Consider the following 18,682-nt stretch of genomic DNA (forward strand, 5'->3'; position numbering starts at 1 on the left):
ACCCGCCCACAACCTGACATCAGCAAGGTCCCCACCCATGACCACACCAACGACCGAGCTGGCCAGCAGTCACGGCAAGCACCGTTGCAGTACTAAGAACCAGCGGAGCAATGCCGTAGTCCGCGGCGGTTGTGGAGGAACAGCTCCTCCAGTGAGCCGTGCCGTTTGCTGAGGGGGTGGCCGGTCATGTTCTCGCCCTGCCCGTGCAGCAGGTCGAATGCGCCTTCCTTCCTGTTGGATTGGCCTGTCTTCACGCGCGTGCAACGGGAAGACGTCCCCGGTGGGAGGCCTGCGCGACCCGCACGTTCGGACCGCGGCCGTCAGGCTTGTGGACTCCGTGTCGCCGGCTGGTCGTTGTTGCCGTGTGCCAGTGACGCGAGAATCTCCTCGCGGCAGATATCGAGGATTTCGTCCGCCAGCGGAGAGCCGTCCGGGCAGGCGCGGGACAACATGACCGCGCCGACCGAGTGGGCGAGCATGTGGATCACCATCGTGCGGGTCGTGCGCTGGTCCGCATTCCCCGGCGTATCACTCTGGGTCTGAAGAGCCGTCAGCAGGTTCTCGATCCCGGCTGCGAACTCTGTCTTGATGTCTGCCGGCTGGCGTGCGGCGTCGCCGCCGAGGGCCGCGATGGTGCAGCCGTCGCCGCGCCCGTCGCGATGCTCCCGCGAGACGTAGCGCTCGACGAACTCGGCGGGGTCCAGACCTTCTGTACGTGCCACGGTCTGCGAGAGCCCGCTCGCGGACGCTTCGGCCATCAGGTCGGCCTTGGAGCGGAAGTGCTTGTAGAACCCGCCATGGGTGAACCCGGCGGCTGCCATCAGTTCTGCCACGCCGACACCGTCGTATCCGCGCTCACGGAACAGCCTGGCGGCTGTCGCGACGATGTGGGCCCGGTTCTGCTCTGCCTGTGCCTTGGTGACCCGCATGTCCAGCCGTCCCTTCCTCGGTCGACGCTCGACAGTCCAGCATACATAGATGTCGATCGACATCAAAGAGCTTGACTTTTTAGATGACGATCGTCATCTTATTGCTCATCCCCTCCAGAAAGGCTCAGGCCATGAGTGACACACATGTGACCGCACCGACCCAGTACATCGAGGTCGACGGCGACCGATTCGCCTACCGGCGCTGGGGCAAGCCCTCGGGCGTCCCGATCTTCCTGGTCCAGCACTTCCGCGGAGGGATGGACAACTGGGACCCGCTGCTCACCGACGGCCTGGCCGAAGGCCGTGAGGTCATCCTGTTCAACGGCCGCGGCGTCGCCTCGTCATCGGGCACGCCGCGTAACCGGATCGAGGACATGGCCGACGACATCGCCGCGGTCATCCGGGCGCTGGGGCTGGAGCAGGTCGACCTGCTCGGCTTCTCGCTCGGCGGTTTCCAGGCGCAGGAGGTCACGCTGCGCCATCCCCAGCTGGTGCGCAAGCTCCTCTTGCTCGGCACCGGCCTCCGAGGCGGGGACCCGACAAGTGACCCCGAGGTGCCTCAGTACGCCCTGAACCCGGTCCCCACCCTGGAGGACTTCCTCTTCCTGTTCTTCGGCCGCTCGGAAGCCGCGAAGCAAGCGGGCAAGGCCTTCTGGGAGCGCCGCCACCAGCGGGTCGACCAGGACCCGCCGAGCTCGCCCGCGGTCGCACAGGCGCAGTTCGAAGCGACTATGGCCTACGCGGAACCGCTGCCGGGCGAGAACCCCTACGCCCACCTGAACGCGATCACCCAGCCGACGCTGGTCCTCAACGGCGAGAACGACGTGATGATCGCCTCGATCAACTCCTGGCACCTCGCCCAGAACATCCCCGACGCGCAACTGCTGATCTACCCCGATGCCGGGCATGGGGCGCAGTTCCAGTATCCCGAGCGATTCCTGAAGCACGCCATTCAGTTCCTCGACGAGTAACACCTGCGGGGGTTCGGTACAGTCGCTGACGCCCGGTCCGTGGTGACGGGCCGGCTCATCGGATCCCCGGAGCGCGACAGGCGCTCTTGCTCGGGCCATGGAGCCCGCTCGCCCCGTGGTCGAAAACGGAAGACGGTCGGCGGATCGCCGCCGTTCTCGCCGGTCGGAACTGTCGGAGAAGATCCTGGAATCGACCCACAAAGTCCTGACCGCACCACAGGGGCCTCGACTCGGAATCCTGGGGTAAGGGGCTGTGCGACGGGGCTCTATGCCCCGTAGACAGGCAATCCCCGAAATCCCGGCGGCGCGCGGGGGCGGTGGTTCACCGGCCGCCCACCCCACCCCTGCGGCCATGTCGGAATGGGTAGAGGCGGCTGGATGGCCTGCCCTTTAGGGATTCGGGCCATGACGCGGCCGAGGACCACCCGGGCGGCCGAGGACCACCCGGGTGGTCGCGTGGGCCTGAGGCTGAGGCCGGGCGTCAGTGAGGCAGCACGACGGCAACCTGCCCCCGGATCTCCTGCATGATCTCCTCGACGCTCAAGGCGATGTTCATGCTCGCCGCCATGCTGAGGAACATCACGGCGGACACGATGTGTGCCAGCGTCGCGGCGTCGCCCTCCGTGACCCGATCGTCTCGGCGCAGCACGGCGGCGACGGCCTCCTCGGTCTGCGCGACGATGGCGAGTGCTTCGCCGTGCCGGGGCTCCTCGGGGTCGCCGAAGACCATCTCTCGCAGGTAGGTGCGTCCGTTGTCGATCTGGGTGCGGTTGCACTCCACGATCGGCCGGGCGATCGCCAGCACTGCGTCCAGCACGCCTGTGACGGTCTCGGCGTCCGCCCGGCCCCGCTCGAGCGCTTCGGCGTACTTGGTGTTCTGCACCAGCAGGAGGAGTTCGCCCTTGGTCTTGGCGTAAAGGAACAGGGTCCCGGTGCCGATGTCGGCCTTGTCCGCGATCTGCTGGGTGGTGACCTCATCGACGCCGTGTTCGGCGAACAGTTCGCTGGCGGCGGCGACGATGCGGTCGAGCTTTTCCTGCTTGTTCCGCTCGCGCCGTCCGACCGACCGGGGGGCGACAGGCATGGCGGTGACCTCCAGCAATAATTTCTGACTACACTCGGTTATGATGGCAGTCATTACCGCGTGGGATCCAATATGGCTCCGCTCATTCTTCCACGGCAGAGCGAGTCGTCATTGCTCCATCCGTGCGCAGCCACGCACTTCACACCCCCGGGAAAGAAGGAGAAGCAATGCCCTCGCTCGACGGATCAGTCGTCCTCGTCACCGGCGCCAATGGCGGTCTCGGCACCCACTTCGTCCACGACGCCCTGGCACGCGGCGCCACCAAGGTCTACGCCACCGCCCGTTCCCCCCGCGCCTGGGAGGATGAACGCATCGTCCCCCTGACCCTTGACGTCACCGACCGCGCGTCGATCGCCGCGGCCGTCGCCGACGCGGCGGATGTCACCGTGCTCGTCAACAACGCGGGCGCCACGCCGCCGAGCGCGAGCCTGCTGGACGTCACCGAGGCGGACATCCGGGCGAACATGGAGACGAACTTCTTCGGGCCGCTCTTCCTCGCCCGCGCCTTCGCACCGGTCCTCGCCGGCAAGACGGGCTCACTCCTCATCGACGTGCACTCCGTTGCCAGCTGGTATGCGTTCGGCGGCGCCTACAGCGCGTCCAAGGCCGCGCTGTGGTCGGCCACCAACTCGCTGCGCATCGAGTTCGCACCCATGGGAGTCCACGTGACGGGTGTGCACATGGGCTACGTCGACACCGACATGGCCGCGCACGCTGACGGACCCAAGATGCAGCCGACGCAGCTGGTGAAGGCGGTCTACGACGCCGTCGAGGCCGGAGAATACGAGGTCCTGGCCGACGACTTGACCAAGGGGGTCAAGGCGGCCCTGAGCGGCCCGGTGGAGGCGCTTTACCCGGACCTGCCCAGCACGGACGCCTGAGCTTGTTCTTCGGTTGTCGGCGAAGCTCGGTCAGGCCATGCTCGGCACGCACTCGTTCGCGCATCATCCGGTGTAGTTCGTCCAGGACCGTCAGGGCCTTTCCCCGCCACCACTCGCAGCAGTGTCAGCGGGTGCAGGCTGAGCCACGTGGAGGTGCGTCCTGGCCGATCGGCCTGTGCCGCGACGCGGACGCCGACTTGTCAGCATTCGCCCGCGATGCTGGCGCGCCGGTCAACCACAGTGCGGGAGACGTCGAAAATCGGGTGAGCCCCGCGGCATACGAGGACGGACGCGGCATCCGCTGCGTCCGTCCTCGTTTCCTGGTGGATTTCAGCGTTGCTGGTTGGCGATGCCGATGTAGTGCCCGAGCCGGTACTCGAAGTCGATGCCGACCTGTTCGACGACGGCCTGCGTGCCTGCGGCCCGGGTGAGGAAACCAGGGAGGGTGAGGGAGTGGGCGAACTCGCCGTACGCGGCGACCAGGTCCGCGTCCGGGGGCAGGGATGCCCGGTTGATCTGGGCTTTGGCCGAGGCGAGTGAGGTGCGGTCGAAGGAGGCGAGCCGGGCGGCGACGGTGCCGACGAAGGCGTCAAGTTCGCTGTCGGGGAGGGCGCGGGTGACCCAGCCCCAGCGTTCGGCGGTGTCGGCGTCGTAGTCGTCGCTGGTGAGGATGGCTTCCAGGGCGCGGTCGCGTCCGATGGCCCGGGGCAGGCGCTCGGCGCCGCCACCGCCGGGCAGCAGCCCGTTACCGACCTCGGGCTGTCCGAAGATCGCCTTCTCCCGGCTGGCGTAGCGCAGATCGAGGGCGAGGGAGAGTTCGTTCCCGCCGCCTCGGGTGCGTCCACGGATGGCCGCGATCGTGATGTAGGGCGCTCTGGAGAGTTCCAGGACCAGATTCGTCCATGCCGGCACCGCGTCCGGGTCCTCGGGGGCGGGGAAGTCGGCGGCGGCGGCCAGGTCGAAGTGGTTGTAGAAGAAGTCGGGGGTGGCGCTGTCGAACACCACGACCTGGATGTCCGGGTCCGTGGCCAGTTCGGTGACGATCTCGATGAGGCGCAGGACCGTCTCGCCGGTGATGAGGTTGACGGGCGGGTTGGCGAAGGTGATCTTCGCGGTCTGCGGTGAGGTGCGCTCGTAGTGGATGGTGCTCTGCTGCTCGCTCATGGCTGGCTCCGGATGCGTGGTGGGTATCAGACGGCGATCGGGGTGAGAGGAGGGCAAGGAAGCCGGGGCGAATGGATGTGCCGAGCAGATCCGGCGGTCCCGCTTCCCGTCTGCGCTGCTCACTCCTGGTAGTGCGGGAGGATCTCGCCGTTCTTGACGTAGGTGAAGGTGGCGGCGACGTCGTAGGCGTGGATCGCGGAGACTTGCGGTGCCAGCCGGTTGGACAGGTCCTCGATCGCGTTGCCGGTGAAGAAGGCGTCCCGTGCCGCGGTGTCGGTGAACCCGAGGCTGACCGAGGCGTGGAAGCGCTGGTCGTGGGGGTTGTCGTGGGCGACGTCCGGGGTGTCCCAGAGCTTCTTCGTCCAGGGCAGGAACGTCTGCGTGCGCAGTTCCTTCAGCACTCCGGTGCCGGCGAGCGCGGGGGCGAGCTGCTCGTTGACGAACTTCCGGAAGGCGCCGGCGCCGACCCCGTCCCTGCGGCGAAGGTAGATCAGCGCGCGGGCACCGACCACCTCTCCGCGGCCTGCGACGTCGTACCACCGAGAGGAGTTCGGCGGGCCGGCGTAGAGCAGGGTGCGGCGGAACACGTTGATCTCGTCGGCGTAGGCCAGCTTCGTCTGCTCGCGCCCTTTCAGGGGGGCGAGCACCGATTGGAAGGTGACTTCCGCGACGCCGTCGATCTTCCGGTCGGCGGGGATCGCGGTCTGGACCCCGTCGATGGTCGGCCACAGGCCGGTGTTGAGCTCGGCTAGGTGGATCTGCCGATACTCCTCCAGCCCCGGGGTGGCGGAGATGATCCCTGAGTGCGGGCCCTTCCAGTGGTCCATGCCGGTCTGGCGGGGCTGGTCGGTGCGCACCCACAGCATGATCGAGGAGGTGAGAGGCTTCTTCACTTCCGGGGGCGCGGCGACCGGTGACGTGCTCATGATGTTGCCCTTTTTCCTGGTCAGGTGGGGGTCATCGAGCCAGGAACTCGACCGCGACGGGGGCGAACTCCTTGTGGTACTGGAAGATGCCGCCGTGCCCGGAGTCGGGGTAGATGATCAGCTCGCTGCCCTTGATGCGCCGGTGCAGGTCCTCCGACAGGACCGACGGCACCATGCGGTCGTTGTCGCCGTTGGCGATCAGGGTGGGCTGCGTGACGGTCGACAGGTCGTCGGGGGTGGAGCGCCCCCACTTCTTGATGGCCTTCAGCTGCGTCTGGAACGCCTTCGTCTTGATGTCCGCGTCGCGGTCGACGGTGCGCTCCTTGAGCCGGTTGACGAACGCGCGCCCGGCGGCCTTGCCGGCGGCATTGCGGTTGAAGAACAGGAACTCCTTGGGGTCCGAGCGGGTCAACGTGGCACGCAGGATGTCCCAGTAGGTGACTCTGGCGACCTTGTCCATGTCCTTGCCGCCCTTGGGCCCGGTGCCGGTGAGGACCAGCTTGCGGACGAGCTCGGGGTGCTTGACCACCAGGGCCTGGGCGACCATGCCGCCGAGGGAGAAGGAGAAGACGTCGATCTTGTCGTACCCGAGCGCCCTGATGAAGGTGTAGGCGTCGTCGGCCATCGCCTCGACACTGTCCGGCACCTGACCGGTGGATGCCCCGACACCGCGGTTGTCGAAGGCGATGACGTGACGGCCCTTCGCGATGGGATCGATGATGCGGGGGTCCCAGTTGTCCAGGGTCGCGGCGAGGTGGACGAAGAAGACGACGGGGATGCCGCCCTTCGGTCCGAGCTCGCGGTAGGCGTAGGTGACGCCACCGGCATTGACAGTGCGGGCCGGGGCCTTCGCGTAGGAAGTGATGACGGCTTCGTCAGGGGTGTCGGTGCTGCTCATGACGGATTCTCCTTGCGTGTTCTGTGTTCTGTGTTCTGTGGTCTGTGTGCTGCGTGTTTCGTGTCGCCCGTCGCGGTTGCGGCGGGTCAGCTGTTGGCGATGACGGCCTTGCCGCGGATGCCGCCCTGGGACAGGGACTCCAGGGCCTGCGGGGTCTGGTCGAAGCCGACCACCTTTCCCACGACCGGACGCACCGCGCCCTGGTCGATGAGGGTGGTGATCTGGCGGAGCTGGTCGCCGCTGGCGCGCATGAGCAGGAACTCGTATGTCACGCCGAGCTTCTTGGCCTGCCTGCGGATCTTGCCGCTCAGGCCCGCGACCGCCAGGCGCATCAGCGGATTCAAGCCGACCTCGCGGGCGAACGCGGGGTCCGGGGGGCCGGCGATCCCTATGGCCTTGCCGCCGGGCTTGAGCACCCGCAGGGACTTCTCGAGAGTCTCCCCACCGAGGCTGTCCAGCACCAGGTCGTAGCCGGTCAGGAGCTGCTCGAAGTCCTGGGTGCGGTAATCGATCACGGTGTCCGCGCCGAGCGCGCGCACGAAGTCCGCGTTGGAACCGCTGGCGGTCGTGGCGACGTGCGCCCCGAGGTGCGCGGCGAGCTGGATCGCGATCGAACCGACCCCGCCGGCGCCGGCGTGGATGAGAACCTTCTGCCTGGGCCGCACGTTCCCGCGCTCCACCAGGGCCTGCCACGCCGTGAGCGCCGCCAGCGGCAGCGAGCCGGCCTCTTCCATGCTGATCGAGGCGGGCTTGAGCGCCAGGTCGCCCTCCGCTACGGCGATGCGCTCGGCGAACGTGCCGATGCGGTCCTGGTGGGGCCGGGCGTAGACCTCGTCTCCGGGCTTGAAGCCGCGCACCGCCGTCCCGACGCTGATGACGGTGCCCGCGACATCGTTGCCCAGGATCAGCGGCAGCTTGTAGGGCAGGACCTGCTTGAACTCACCGGCGCGGATCTTCTCATCCAGCGGGTTCAGGCCGGCGGCCTCCACCCGGACGAGCACGTCGTGCTCCCCGACGGTGGGTTCGGGGACGTCCGCCTCCTGCAGCGGCTCCTTGTACTTGGTGACGACGAACGCTCGCATGGGGCGCCACTCCTTGTCTTCATCCTATTTATCCGGGCGTGAGGACAGGTCAGCCACTTCGGAGCGACATCCGGGTCTCGCCTCACTCCATCAACCCGAGTAGACTCAACTATGAGTCCACTCAGAATTATTGTCAAGGGAGGTCCCATGGGACGCGGCCACATGCCGATCGGGCGCCGCGAGCGGGCCAAACAGGCCAAGCGTGAGCGCATCATGACCGCGGCCCGCGAACTGTTCGCCGAACACGGCGTCAGCGGGGTCACGACACAGCAGATCGCCCACCGGGCCGACGTCGCGATCGGCACTCTCTACCTGTACGCGTCCACGAAGGCCGAGTTGCTGATCATGGTGCAGAACGAGAAGTTCGCCGCCGCCATCGACTCCGGCCTCGCCGCCGCGAACGCCGCCGTCGGACAGGGTTTACTGGAGCCGGTCATCGCTCTCATCCGTCCCGTGGTGGAATGCGCGAGGGAGCACATCGAGAACGGCCGCACCTACCTGCACGAACTTGTCTTCGGCGACCCGGCCGAGCCCTACCGGCAAGCGGGTCTAGCCCTCGCGGGCCGCCTCGAGGCCGGGATCACCGGCCTGCTCGTCCGCGACGAGCACATCGATGCCGCCGCCGCGGCGACGCTGGCGCGGGTCATCACCGCGATCATCCACATCAGCGTCACGGCAACCCTGTATCTGCACCGCAGCGACGAAGCCGTGCTCGCCGACATCCGCGACCAGATCCACGCCACCCTGGCACCCCACCACCGAGCGGCATGACCGATCGGTCCACGAGTCAACCGTCGAAGACCCTGGGAAGGGCACGTCATGAGGGCGCACCACGACGTCGTCGCCCCTGGCGCCGGCCCGAGCGGGTGCATCGCCACGATCCGCGCATCCCGCTGGCCGCCGAGATGCCGCACGGCGGGTTCAAGCACTCCGGCTACGGCGAAGGACCTTTCGTCCTACTGCCCGGAGGGCTGCAACCCGCGTCCGGCACGTCATGACCTACCTGAGGTCATAGCCGCAACAGCGCCCCGACGACGGATGGCCGGTGAGTTCATCGCAGCGCGATGAGCCCGATCGCGAGCGCCGCACAGGCCAGACCGGCGGTGTGGCGGCGATTCAGACGCCCCTTCAGGAGTGTCAGGGCGAGGAGGGCAGGGATGGCAAGGTCGAGAGCGGAGAGCGGAGAGCGGAGAGCGGAGAGCATGGTGGCGATGGCCATCAGCTGTTACCTGGTGGGTTCCAGGTACAGCACGATCGCGAGCGTGCCCAGGGCGGCGGCCGCGACTGTGGCCCGCCATGGCCATCCCGTCAGCCTCCAGTCAGCACCGTACGGCCCTGCCGAGTGGCATCCGTTGCCGTCATCGCCGTGGTCGTGCGGCGGGAATGATCGCGCCAGCCGGCCTGCACGACGAACCGTTCAGGACCGTCGGTCTTCAGCTCCCGGACCACCAGCGCGGTCGGGACACGGATGCCCTGGGCACGGGAGTGCAGCACCGACGTCGCGTTTCGGGCCTTGCCCTCGCCGAGGATGCCCTGGCCTACGGCACCCGGTTGACTCGCATCGGCAAGGCCCCATGGTGGACCGGCTCCAAGGGCATCCGCTCAGGCTCAAGACGCAAGGAAGTCGAGCGCACTTGCCACGAATTCATCGTGGTACTGGAAGATTCCCCCGTGACCGGCATCCGGATAGAGGGGGACGAGTTCGCTCCGGGGGAGGCGTGCGGCCAGGTCGAGTGTGTTCTGGCTGGGCACCATCCGGTCGTTCTCGCCGTTTGCCACGAGGATCGGCTGGTGGATCTTCGACAGGTCCGAGGGTGCCTGGCGGCCCCAGCGTTTGATGGCCTTCAACTGGGCGCGGAACGACGGTAGCGAGATGTCTTTGTCGCGGTCCTGCGTACGCTCCTTCAGCCGTTCCAGAAAGTCGCGCCCGGCCTGCTTGCCGCTTGCGGTCGCTGTGAAGAAGAGAGAGAGCTTGGGGTCCTGGCGGGTCAGGGCACCCTTGAGTGTCGCCTGGACGGTGAGTGCCGGGACCTTGTCGATGCCGGGCCCTCCGGCGGGCCCCGTGCCGGCGAGGATGACCTTGCGGACGAGGCGCGGCTCGGCTTCCGCGATGACCTGTGCGATGAAGCCGCCCATCGACAGGCCGAGCAGATCGACCTGGTCGAATCCGAGGGCGCGGATGAACAGCACGGCGTCGCGTGCCATCTCCTCGATGGTGTCCGGCGTGGAACCGCTCGAGCCGCCTACCCCGCGATTGTCGAAGGTGATGACCCGACGGCTCGCGGCGAGTCCGTCGACGACGCGCGGGTCCCAGTTGTCCAGGACCCCAGCCAGGTGGATCAGGAGGATCAGCGGCACGCCCTCCGCGGGGCCGAGCTCCCGGTAGGCGAAGTCCTCGCCGTGAGCGGACACGGAACGGGTCGGCGCGTTCTTGTAGGACGACGTCGAGGGAGACGGGGGATTCTGCGGTGTGGTCATGTCCAGGGCCTTCCGTTGGGTTTGCGGGCGCTTCTCGCGGCGGGTGACGTTGTCGTCCGCGCTCGTGGAAGACCGTGATCGATGAGCTGGGCAGTGTTCCGTAACGTCATCCTGACGACGACCTTGCCTGCCTTCACGCCCCCTGCTTCGACGTACTCCCGCGCTCCTCGGGGCGATTCGAACGGAAAGCACGGTGTCGACTTCGGGCCGGATCCGGTCGGCCTCGATGAGAGGTGTGAGCTCGCGCAGCTGGTCCCCGCTGGCCCTCATGAAGAGGAACGAGTACGTCACGTTGCGCTGCCGGGCGCGTCGTCGTGACAGTCTCGAACGACGTGATTCCACTGGCCGTGACCGTCGCATCGGGCGGCCTTGAGCCTGGTGGTCTTCGCCCTCGGCCGCGTTGTGCGAGGCCGTGAACAGTTCCCTCCTCAGGGCATGAAGGAGAGGGCGTTCTCGATCCCCTGCGCCAGGACCTCGTCCGAGAACTTCTGGTCGGAGAGGGCTCGGGAGAGCTGCAACGTGCCCACCATCATGGTGTAGAGCCCGATGGCCCTGCCCCGGGCGGACTGCGGATTCGCAGGCGTCAGGCGGGCGGCGATCTCGTCCACGATGTCTCGTGCGCCCTCGGTGTAGGCCTGCTGCGTCTCGTCCCCGCAGCGGCTGATCTCGTCGAGCAGCGCGGCGGAGGGGCATCCGTCGCCGGGGTGGTCCCGGTGCTCGGGCGACAGGTAGTCGCGAACCAGGTCTTCGAGACCCTGGCGACCGGGCCGCAGGGTGCCGTACCTCGCGACCTGTGTGCGCAGTTGGTCGGCCACGACGTGGGCGACGAGGTCGTCCTTGGATGCGAAGTGGGCGTAGAAGGCTCCGTTGGTGAGCCCGGCATCCGACATCAGAGTGGAGATGCCCGAGCCGTCGATGCCGTCCTGCTTGAATCGATGGCCGGCCGTCTCGATGATCCGTTGCCGTGTCGCCTGCTTGTGCTCCTTGGCATAGCGCGCCACGAGCATCCTCCGTTCGCTCCATAAGGCCGACGCCTCGCCGACAAGCCTAATCCAAGACCTGACATACGTAATATTATGATCGGCAGGCCATTCGGGCCGCGTACGCTGCGCGCCACTGGCTCAGTGGGGCCTTCAGGATGCCGGCCGAGATCAACTTCTGGAAACGGTCACTGGGGGCGCCTCCGGCAGGCAGATGTGGCGGTGGAGGTCGTCGAAGCGTCGGACTCCTTGGTCTCGTCACGCGGGATCGGCAACGTCCATTCCTATGACACGGGTACGGTGCGGGCCATCGGCGCCGTTGTCAGCAAGGGTTGTCAAACCGCCCTGGCCCAGGCGCAGTTGGCGGCCCGCACGGACCTCCTTCTTGCCGTGGTTCCTGCAACCGCATGCTCTTTCGGTGTGTCTCCCCCTCGAAGGTGCGGGGGAAATGCCTACGGGCACGGTGGTGACGGCCCGCTATTCCTTCTGTCGTCACCACCGTGCGCGCAGGCCTGTTCCAGGCAGGCCAGGGCGACGATGTCGCCCGGGCGTATGGCCCTTCGTCAGGCGGCGAAGGTGGGGTAGTCGGTGTAACCGGCCGCGCCGCCGCCGTAGAAGGTGGCGGGGTCCGGGGTGTTCAGGGGCGCGCCGGAACGTACGCGCTCGACGAGGTCGGGGTTGGCGAGTGCCATGGTGCCGACGGTGACCACATCGGCCAGGCCGTCTTCGATGTCCTTGGCGCGGGTGGAGAGATCGGCACCGGCCCGGTTGAGGAGCAGCGTGGTCGGCCACAGCTTCCGGAGGGTGTGCAGGAGTTCCTCGTCGCCGCCGTGGCCGATGTGCAGGTAGGCGAGGTTGAGGGGAGCGAGGGCGCGCAGGAGGTGCGGGTAGAGCTCGTGGGGATCGCTCTCGGTGAGGTCGTTGAGCTGGAAGGGATTGCCGGGAGAGATTCGGATGCCGGTGCGGCCGGCGCCGATCTCGTCGGCCACGGCCGTGGCGACCTCCACCGCGAAACGGATGCGGTTGTCGAGCGAACCCCCGTACTGGTCGGTGCGCTGGTTGGTGCTGGGGAAGAGGAACTGGTTGACCAGGTAGCCGTTGGCCCCGTGGATCTCGACACCGTCGGCGCCGGCCGCGATGGCGGCCGCGGCGGCACGCCGGAAGTCGTCGACCGTCGCAGCGACTTCCGCTGTCGACAGCTCGCGCGGCACCGGCATCTCCTGGAGCCCGGACGCGGTGAACGTCTGGCCCGTCGGCTGGATCGCGGAGGGAGCCACCGGCTGCCGGTGGTGGGGGGTGTTGTCCGGGTGCGAGATGCGCCCGACGTGCATGAGCTGGATGACGATGCGTCCGTCGGCCTCGTGCACCGCGTCGGTGACCTTGCGCCAGCCGGCGATGTGTTCCTGGGTGTAGATGCCCGGGGTCACCGGGTAGCCCTGGCCGTCGGCGGAGGGCTGGGTGCCCTCGGTGATGATGAGCGCGTGCGAGGCGCGCTGGGCGTAGTACTGGGCGTTGAGTTCGGTCGGCACGCCATCGGGGGTGGCCCGGCTTCGGGTCAGGGGGGCCATGGCGAGCCGGTGCGGCAGGGAGATCTCTCCGGCGACGGTCGGGTTCCACAGGGCGTTGAGCATGGGTGATTCCTCAGTTGATGAGTAGTCGATCGCTGAGGGCAGGGGCCGGCAGTAGGTGTGATTCAGCCGGGCGGGAGGACCGGGCCGTCCTGCTTGGGGCCCGATGGGGGACCCGTCGTGCCCCCTGTCGGCCGAGCTGTGTCGGCGCGATCTATAGAATTACGATCGTAATACTATGTGGGTGTGCGGGCAGTTGCAAGCGGGAGTCGGCAGTCTGCGGGGCCTGCGAGTGGGTGTGCCACATGGCGCGGTCCGGAAGCTCGCCCGTCCTCGACCGGGCTGCCGGTCAGCCGTTCACGCGGTTCGGCCGGGGCGTCGGAGAACAGGGCGCAGGGCCTCGATGACGCCGGGGTCGTCCACCGTGGAGGGGATGGGTTCGTCGTGCCCGTCGGCGATGCCGCGCATCGTCTTGCGCAGGATCTTTCCCGAACGGGTCTTGGGCAGGGCGGCCACGACCGCGACCTTTTTGAGGGAGGCGACGGCTCCGATGCGTTCACGTACGAGCTGGACGAGTTCGGACTCGACCTCACCCGGTTCGCGGTCGACGCCGGCCTTCAGGACGACGAACCCGCGTGGTACTTGTCCCTTGAGGGCGTCGGCGACGCCGATGACGGCGCATTCGGCGACATCGGGATGGGCGGCCAGGGCCTCTTCCATGCTGCCGGTGGACAGGCGGTGCCCGGCGACGTTGATGACGTCGTCGGTACGGCCCATGACGAAGACGTAGCCGTCGTCGTCGATGTGACCGCTGTCGCCGGTGAGGTAGTAGCCCTCATAGGCGGAGAGATAGGAGGCGAGGTAGCGGTCGTCGTCCCGCCAGAGCGTGGGCAGCGCGCCGGGCGGCAGGGGGAGCCGTACGACAATTGCGCCGTCGACACCTGTGGGCACCGGCTTGCCCGAGGGGTCGAGGACACGGACGTCCCACCCTGGCAGCGGGCGGGTGGGGGACCCGGGCTTGAGAGGAGCCGCCTCGATGCCCACCGGGTTGGCAACGATGGGCCAGCCGGTCTCGGTCTGCCACCAGTGATCGATGACCGGGACGTCCAGCAGATCGCTCGCTCAGTGATAGGTCTCGGGGTCGAGGCGCTCACCGGCGAGGAAGAGATGGCGCAGGCCTGCCAGGTCGTAGTCCGCGGTGAGAGTTCCCTTCGGGTCCTCCTTGCGGATGGCCCGGAACGCGGTGGGCGCCGTGAACATGGTCTTGACCTGGTACTCGGCGGCGACGCGCCAGAACTGGCCCGCGTCCGGTGTGCCGACCGGCTTCCCCTCGTACAGGACCGTCGTGGCTCCGACGAGCAACGGTGCGTAGACGATGTACGAGTGCCCGACGACCCAGCCGACGTCGGAGCCGGTGAACATCGTCTCGCCCGGGCCCACGTCGTAGACGGCCCCCATCGACCAGTGCAGGGCGACCGCGTAGCCGCCGCAGTCACGCACGACTCCCTTGGGCTTTCCGGTCGTTCCGGAGGTGTAGAGGATGTAGAGGGGATCGGTGGCGGCGACGGGAACGCAGGCGGCGGGCGGTGCGGCGGCTACCAGCTCGCCCCAGTCGAGATCGTCGGGACCCAATGCGGCCGTCTCCTGCGGGCGTTGCAGGATCACGCTCTTCTCCGGCTTGCGGGCCGCGAGTTCGATCGCCCGGTCGAGCAGGGGCTTGTACGCGATGACACGGTTGCCCTCGATGCCGCAGGAGGCGGAGACGACTACCTTCGGGGCCGCGTCGTCGATGCGCAGGGCGAGTTCGCGCGGGGCGAACCCGCCGAAGACGACCGAGTGCACCGCGCCGATACGTGCGCAGGCCAGCATCGCGACAACGGCCTCGGGGACCATCGGCATGTAGATCACCACGCGGTCGCCGTGCTCGACGCCGAGCCGCGAGAGCGCCCCGGCGAACGCCGCCACCTCGTCCCTCAACTGCACGTAGGTGTAGGTGCGCCGGGTGTCGGTCACCGGTGAGTCATAGATGAGTGCAGCCTGTTCGCCGCGGCCGGCTTCGACGTGCCGGTCGAGCGCGTTGAAACAGACGTTGAGCCGACCGTCGGGGAACCAGCGGTAGAAGGGGGCACCCGAGGAGTCCAGGGCGCGTCGTGGGGCGACATCCCAGTCGATGCCCTCCGCCGCCTTCAGCCAGAAGCTCTCCGGGTCCTCGGTACTGGCGCGGAAGGCATCCTCGTATGTTCCCATCGCGCACTCCTTCGTGGCATCAAGGGACAGTGGTGTGGCTGTGCGCGGAACCGTGTCGGACACAAGTACCGCATGCCGGCCGACATGGTCGAGCAGGATGCCGGCGACCGGCGGTCCGTTCATCGGCGGTCCGGTCATCGGCATCGCGGTGGTGCGGCGGCGGTCCGGCCGACGGGCCGTTCCGCCAGGTGCGGGTTCAGCTCACGTGCCGAGGTGCTTGCGAAGCCACTGACCCATACGCTGGATCGCCTGGTCCACCTCGGGTACGCGCCCCGCGCCCAGGACGAACGAGTGCTGTCCCTCGGCCAGCGGGTGGACCTCGGAGGTGACATTGAAGTCCTCGAGGCGACGGCCCAGTTGGGCACCGTCGTCGGCGAGGGTCTCGTACTCGCCGTAGAGCACGATCGTGGGAGGCAGGCCGGTCAGGTCGGCGTTCACGAGGCTGATCTTCGGATCGGCGAAGTCCACTCCGGGCTCCTGGAGCCAGGCTCCGCGGAAGAGCTCAAGAGTGTTCCTGCTGAGCATCTTGTCGTTGTCTTCGTTCTCGTCCACCGACGCGTTCTGGATGGTGAGGTCGGTCCAGGGCGAGACGCTGACGATGGCGCCCGGGGTCGCCTCGCCCTGCGCGAGCAGGCGCAGCGGGAGCATCACCGCGAGGGTGCCGCCGATCGAATGGCCCGTGCTGCCGATGTTCCGCGGCTCGTAGCCCTGCGACAGCAGCCACCGGTAGGCCGTCTCGGCGTCGTCGAGCTGTGCCGGGTGGGGGTGTTCGGGAGCCAGGCGGAAGTCCACGACAAGAGAGCGGGCGCCGGCCGCCTTCGCTATGTGGCCCGCGGCCTTGCGGTCCGAGTGCATGGATGCGGTGACCGACCCGCCGAAGTGGAAGTGGAGCAGAGCCCGGTCGGGATCGGCTGCCTCGGGGATGGCCCAGAGGGCGGGGACGCCGCCCGCGTCCACCTCGGCGTACGTGACGCCTTCCGGCTCGGTCGACGCCTTGTGGTTCGAGTCGACGATGTCGCGGACGATGGCCAGGTCGAGGCCCGGCGTCGAGGATTTCGCGCTCACGCTCTCGAGGAACTGGGCGAACTGCTGCGCCTCTGGGCTTGCTCCCATGGTGGTGCTCCTTCGCAGGTTGCTGCCACGCCCTCGTCCCGCGTGCAGCCGGATGGATGTGCTGGCCGTGACGCTACTTGCTGAGTATAGAAAAGTAAACTCAGCAGAGGCTGGGGTCACTTCCGCGACGAGCGGCCCACGCCGCACAGTCCCTACTCGCCCGAGTACGAACGCCGTAGGCACGTGAACCAGGCCCGGGGTCGTGAAGGGGTACCAGTTGAGACTCGCGTCCCGAGGCGGAGGCGATCGGCGGAGGTTGCACCGCACCGGAAACTCTTCGGCCGTCACTCCGGGATCAGTTCTGCCGCCGGATCGGTGACCTCCTGACGCAGTGCAGTCCACAGGGCGCGCACGGCAGGGTGCGTCACCGCCTCGCGGGAGCCGGATGTCTACAAGGCCCCGCGCACCAACCTCGGTCCCGCGCTTGTGGTCCGCGCCTGTGGTCATCGTGGTTCCCACCACCGCGAGCAGCGGCTCGGAGGCCACCCAGTCCACCCGTCATCACCGACCAGCGCCACGGACAAGAAAATGCTCTGTTCAGGGCCGGCGTTCCCGTCGCGGCTGTCGTTCGACCTCGAACTGACCCTGCCGATGCCCCCGGCTGACCGCCGACACCGGCATCGACGCGCTCACCCGTGCTGTCGAGGCGTTCGTGAACCGCAAGGCCGATCCGTTCTCCGACGGTCTTGCGCTGAACGCGATCCGGACCAGCGGGCGCCACCTCGGCCGCGTGTACGCCGACGGGGGAGACGCCGAGGACCGCGAGGCGATGATGCTCGCCGCGACCCAGGCCTGCATCGCCCTCTCCAACGCCAGCGCGGCGCTCGTGCACGGCTTCACCGCCCGGTCGGCGCGCACTTCCACGTCGCCCACGGTCTGTCGAACGCGATGCTCTTCCCCGCGGTGACGCGTTCTGCATACCCGCCACCAAGAGCCGGTACGGCGACTGCGCCGGTGCACTCGAAGCCGCCACCGACGGCGACAGCGAGGCCATGGCGGCCGAGAGATTCGTGGAGGCGCTCCGCGACCTGTGCAAGGATCTTGACGTGCCCACCCCTCGGGCCCACGGCATCGACAAGGACGAGTGGTCCTGCCTGTCGCCCCTCATGGCAGAGCAGGCGCTCAGGTCCGGATCCCCAGCCAGCAACCCCGTCGTACCGACCGCGGACGAGATCCAGGATCTCTACGCCAAGATCCACGCCTGACACCCGACGAGTGAGGAACCGTGATGGCCACGACAGCCAGGTCCACGCGGAGTGCGAGATGACGAGCCATGACTGATACCGCTGCGGTCGAGGTTCTCACCGACGTGCACCGAGGCGTCGGCCGCATCCTGTTGAACCGGCCCAAGGCGCTCAACGCCCTGACGACCAGCATGATCGGTGCCATCGACGGCGCACTCGCCGCATGGGAGCACACCCGCCTGTCCGCTGTGGTGCTCGCCAGCACCAGCACGAAGGCGTTCTGCGCCGGCGGAGACATCCGCACGATCCGAGAGCACAGCCTTGCCGGGGATGCCGCGGCCAGCGAAGGGTTCTTCGCCTCCGAATACCGGCTCAACGCCCGGATCGCCGAGTATCCCGTCCCGATCGTGTCGCTCATCGACGGCCTCTGTATGGGTGGCGGTCTGGGGCTGTCCGTCCATGGAGGCTTCCGCGTCGTCACCGAGAGCGCGGTGCTGGCGATGCCCGAGACCGGGATCGGGTTCTTCCCGGACGTCGGGGCCAGCTACTTCCTGCCGAGGCTGCCCGGCGCGATCGGCATGTACCTGGGACTGACCGGGCACCGGCTCGACGCGGCTGACACCCTGTACACGGGTCTGGCCACACACTTCGTCCCCAGCGACCGGCTCGACGCGGTCGTGGACGCGGTGGCCGACAGTCCCAGTGACCCGGTGGAGGTCGTCCTGAACCGTCTTGCCGGCCATTCCCCGGTGGCGGAGAGCAGGCTGGCGGACGTACGCGGTGACGTGGACCGGGCGTTCGGTGCGCCGACCCTCGGCGAGATCGAGAAGCGCCTGCACCACCTCGGCACCCCCTGGGCCGCAGCAGCGCTGGCCGCCCTGGAGGCGGCCTCGCCGCGGAGCCTGGAGATCACTCACGCCTTGCTCGCGCGAGGCAGGCAGTACACGTTGCGCGAATGCCTCGCCGTCGAACTCGCTCTCACCCGCACGACCATCCGCACGCCGGACTTCCTGGAGGGCGTCCGTGCGGCCCTGGTCGACAAGGACCGCAGTCCCCACTGGCAACGTGCGTCGCACGCGGACGGGCGTCGATGACCGCGAGCCGTCAGGGGGGCTCGCCTGGCGTGGTGAAATCTCGGTCTCTCCGCCTCGGCGGGCTCGCCTGTGCGGGTCATTCC

The 18,682-nt window shown here is 68.0% G+C and carries 17 protein-coding genes and 1 pseudogene; 6 read left to right on the forward strand and 12 right to left on the reverse strand.

Translation table 11 applies throughout. From position 1 onward, the window contains the following. Positions 1-320: 320 nt before the first annotated feature. Positions 321-992: a TetR/AcrR family transcriptional regulator gene (locus tag ACH41F_RS39455; protein ID WP_398839670.1), complete on the reverse strand. Its 672-nt coding sequence runs from the start codon at positions 990-992 to the stop codon at positions 321-323. A gap of 68 nt (positions 993-1,060) precedes the next feature. Here ACH41F_RS39455 and ACH41F_RS39460 point away from each other — a divergent pair, with 68 nt between their 5' ends. Beyond that, positions 1,061-1,900, forward strand: coding sequence for an alpha/beta fold hydrolase (locus ACH41F_RS39460; RefSeq protein WP_398839671.1), 840 nt, complete (start codon positions 1,061-1,063; stop codon positions 1,898-1,900). Positions 1,901-2,381: 481 nt separating this feature from the next. On the opposite strand, the gene ACH41F_RS39465 is transcribed toward ACH41F_RS39460, so the two are convergent. Further along, positions 2,382-3,038, reverse strand: a complete 657-nt coding sequence (locus ACH41F_RS39465; RefSeq protein WP_398839672.1) for a TetR/AcrR family transcriptional regulator — start codon at positions 3,036-3,038, stop codon at positions 2,382-2,384. 113 nt (positions 3,039-3,151) lie between these two features. Here ACH41F_RS39465 and ACH41F_RS39470 point away from each other — a divergent pair, with 113 nt between their 5' ends. After that, entirely contained in the window at positions 3,152-3,865 is a 714-nt protein-coding gene (locus ACH41F_RS39470) for an SDR family oxidoreductase (RefSeq protein WP_391243253.1), read from the forward strand. Between the two features lie 330 nt (positions 3,866-4,195). Here ACH41F_RS39470 and ACH41F_RS39475 read toward each other — a convergent pair whose 3' ends face one another. The 4 genes from ACH41F_RS39475 to ACH41F_RS39490 form a co-directional block, all read right to left on the reverse strand. Beyond that, positions 4,196-5,029, reverse strand: coding sequence for an enoyl-CoA hydratase/isomerase family protein (locus ACH41F_RS39475; protein ID WP_398839673.1), 834 nt, complete (start codon positions 5,027-5,029; stop codon positions 4,196-4,198). Between the two features lie 119 nt (positions 5,030-5,148). Beyond that, on the reverse strand, positions 5,149-5,955 hold the full coding sequence (locus ACH41F_RS39480; protein ID WP_398839674.1) for a strictosidine synthase: 807 nt from the start codon (positions 5,953-5,955) through the stop codon (positions 5,149-5,151). A 31-nt stretch (positions 5,956-5,986) separates the two neighbouring features. Then, positions 5,987-6,853, reverse strand: a complete 867-nt coding sequence (locus ACH41F_RS39485) for an alpha/beta fold hydrolase (RefSeq protein WP_398839675.1) — start codon at positions 6,851-6,853, stop codon at positions 5,987-5,989. Between the two features lie 86 nt (positions 6,854-6,939). Further along, positions 6,940-7,935 (reverse strand): NADP-dependent oxidoreductase, encoded by a 996-nt coding sequence (locus ACH41F_RS39490; RefSeq protein ID WP_398839676.1) that lies wholly within the window; start codon positions 7,933-7,935, stop codon positions 6,940-6,942. A 147-nt stretch (positions 7,936-8,082) separates the two neighbouring features. On the opposite strand from ACH41F_RS39490, the gene ACH41F_RS39495 reads away from it, so the two are divergent. Continuing rightward, the gene (locus tag ACH41F_RS39495) at positions 8,083-8,706 is read left to right on the forward strand and encodes a TetR family transcriptional regulator (RefSeq protein WP_391243239.1); all 624 of its coding nucleotides are present in this window, start codon (positions 8,083-8,085) and stop codon (positions 8,704-8,706) included. Positions 8,707-8,986: 280 nt separating this feature from the next. On the opposite strand, the gene ACH41F_RS39500 is transcribed toward ACH41F_RS39495, so the two are convergent. The 6 genes and pseudogenes from ACH41F_RS39500 to ACH41F_RS39525 all read right to left on the reverse strand — a co-directional run bounded on the left by ACH41F_RS39500 (position 8,987) and on the right by ACH41F_RS39525 (position 16,321). Further along, complete coding sequence (locus ACH41F_RS39500; protein WP_398839677.1) at positions 8,987-9,154, reverse strand: hypothetical protein; 168 nt, start codon at positions 9,152-9,154, stop codon at positions 8,987-8,989. 389 nt (positions 9,155-9,543) lie between these two features. Continuing rightward, positions 9,544-10,413, reverse strand: coding sequence for an alpha/beta fold hydrolase (locus tag ACH41F_RS39505; RefSeq protein WP_398839678.1), 870 nt, complete (start codon positions 10,411-10,413; stop codon positions 9,544-9,546). A 428-nt stretch (positions 10,414-10,841) separates the two neighbouring features. Further along, a complete protein-coding gene (locus tag ACH41F_RS39510) occupies positions 10,842-11,414 on the reverse strand; it encodes a TetR family transcriptional regulator (protein ID WP_391243230.1) in 573 nt (190 codons plus the stop codon). Positions 11,415-11,956: 542 nt separating this feature from the next. Next, positions 11,957-13,024, reverse strand: a complete 1,068-nt coding sequence (locus ACH41F_RS39515) for an alkene reductase (RefSeq protein WP_391243227.1) — start codon at positions 13,022-13,024, stop codon at positions 11,957-11,959. Between the two features lie 294 nt (positions 13,025-13,318). Further along, positions 13,319-15,208, reverse strand: a pseudogene (locus tag ACH41F_RS39520) (AMP-binding protein). 201 nt (positions 15,209-15,409) lie between these two features. Continuing rightward, positions 15,410-16,321 carry an alpha/beta hydrolase gene (locus ACH41F_RS39525; protein WP_398839679.1) on the reverse strand — a complete coding sequence of 304 codons (912 nt, stop codon included), beginning with the start codon at positions 16,319-16,321 and terminating at the stop codon, positions 15,410-15,412. Positions 16,322-16,922: 601 nt separating this feature from the next. On the opposite strand from ACH41F_RS39525, the gene ACH41F_RS39530 reads away from it, so the two are divergent. The 3 genes from ACH41F_RS39530 to ACH41F_RS39540 all read left to right on the forward strand — a co-directional run bounded on the left by ACH41F_RS39530 (position 16,923) and on the right by ACH41F_RS39540 (position 18,599). Further along, a complete protein-coding gene (locus ACH41F_RS39530; protein ID WP_398839705.1) occupies positions 16,923-17,228 on the forward strand; it encodes an iron-containing alcohol dehydrogenase in 306 nt (101 codons plus the stop codon). 10 nt (positions 17,229-17,238) lie between these two features. Further along, positions 17,239-17,526: an iron-containing alcohol dehydrogenase gene (locus ACH41F_RS39535; protein ID WP_391243298.1), complete on the forward strand. Its 288-nt coding sequence runs from the start codon at positions 17,239-17,241 to the stop codon at positions 17,524-17,526. Positions 17,527-17,594: 68 nt separating this feature from the next. Continuing rightward, positions 17,595-18,599, forward strand: a complete 1,005-nt coding sequence (locus ACH41F_RS39540) for a 3-hydroxyisobutyryl-CoA hydrolase (protein ID WP_391243215.1) — start codon at positions 17,595-17,597, stop codon at positions 18,597-18,599. The last annotated feature ends 83 nt before the right edge of the window (positions 18,600-18,682 follow it).

It is taken from the genome of Streptomyces sp. NPDC020489, assembly GCF_044386545.1.
Classification (GTDB): Bacteria; Actinomycetota; Actinomycetes; order Streptomycetales; family Streptomycetaceae; genus Streptomyces.

Excerpts from the sequence above, each read along its gene's own strand:
- ACH41F_RS39455 (WP_398839670.1), bottom strand. The coding sequence starts at position 992 with ATGTCGATCGACATCTATGTATGCTGGACTGTCGAGCGTCGACCGAGG.
- ACH41F_RS39460 (WP_398839671.1), top strand. The coding sequence starts at position 1,061 with ATGAGTGACACACATGTGACCGCACCGACCCAGTACATCGAGGTCGAC.
- ACH41F_RS39465 (WP_398839672.1), bottom strand. The coding sequence starts at position 3,038 with ATGACTGCCATCATAACCGAGTGTAGTCAGAAATTATTGCTGGAGGTC.
- ACH41F_RS39470 (WP_391243253.1), top strand. The coding sequence starts at position 3,152 with ATGCCCTCGCTCGACGGATCAGTCGTCCTCGTCACCGGCGCCAATGGC.
- ACH41F_RS39475 (WP_398839673.1), bottom strand. The coding sequence starts at position 5,029 with ATGAGCGAGCAGCAGAGCACCATCCACTACGAGCGCACCTCACCGCAG.
- ACH41F_RS39480 (WP_398839674.1), bottom strand. The coding sequence starts at position 5,955 with ATGAGCACGTCACCGGTCGCCGCGCCCCCGGAAGTGAAGAAGCCTCTC.
- ACH41F_RS39485 (WP_398839675.1), bottom strand. The coding sequence starts at position 6,853 with ATGAGCAGCACCGACACCCCTGACGAAGCCGTCATCACTTCCTACGCG.
- ACH41F_RS39490 (WP_398839676.1), bottom strand. The coding sequence starts at position 7,935 with ATGCGAGCGTTCGTCGTCACCAAGTACAAGGAGCCGCTGCAGGAGGCG.
- ACH41F_RS39495 (WP_391243239.1), top strand. The coding sequence starts at position 8,083 with ATGGGACGCGGCCACATGCCGATCGGGCGCCGCGAGCGGGCCAAACAG.
- ACH41F_RS39500 (WP_398839677.1), bottom strand. The coding sequence starts at position 9,154 with ATGGCCATCGCCACCATGCTCTCCGCTCTCCGCTCTCCGCTCTCCGCT.
- ACH41F_RS39505 (WP_398839678.1), bottom strand. The coding sequence starts at position 10,413 with ATGACCACACCGCAGAATCCCCCGTCTCCCTCGACGTCGTCCTACAAG.
- ACH41F_RS39515 (WP_391243227.1), bottom strand. The coding sequence starts at position 13,024 with ATGCTCAACGCCCTGTGGAACCCGACCGTCGCCGGAGAGATCTCCCTG.
- ACH41F_RS39525 (WP_398839679.1), bottom strand. The coding sequence starts at position 16,321 with ATGGGAGCAAGCCCAGAGGCGCAGCAGTTCGCCCAGTTCCTCGAGAGC.
- ACH41F_RS39540 (WP_391243215.1), top strand. The coding sequence starts at position 17,595 with ATGACTGATACCGCTGCGGTCGAGGTTCTCACCGACGTGCACCGAGGC.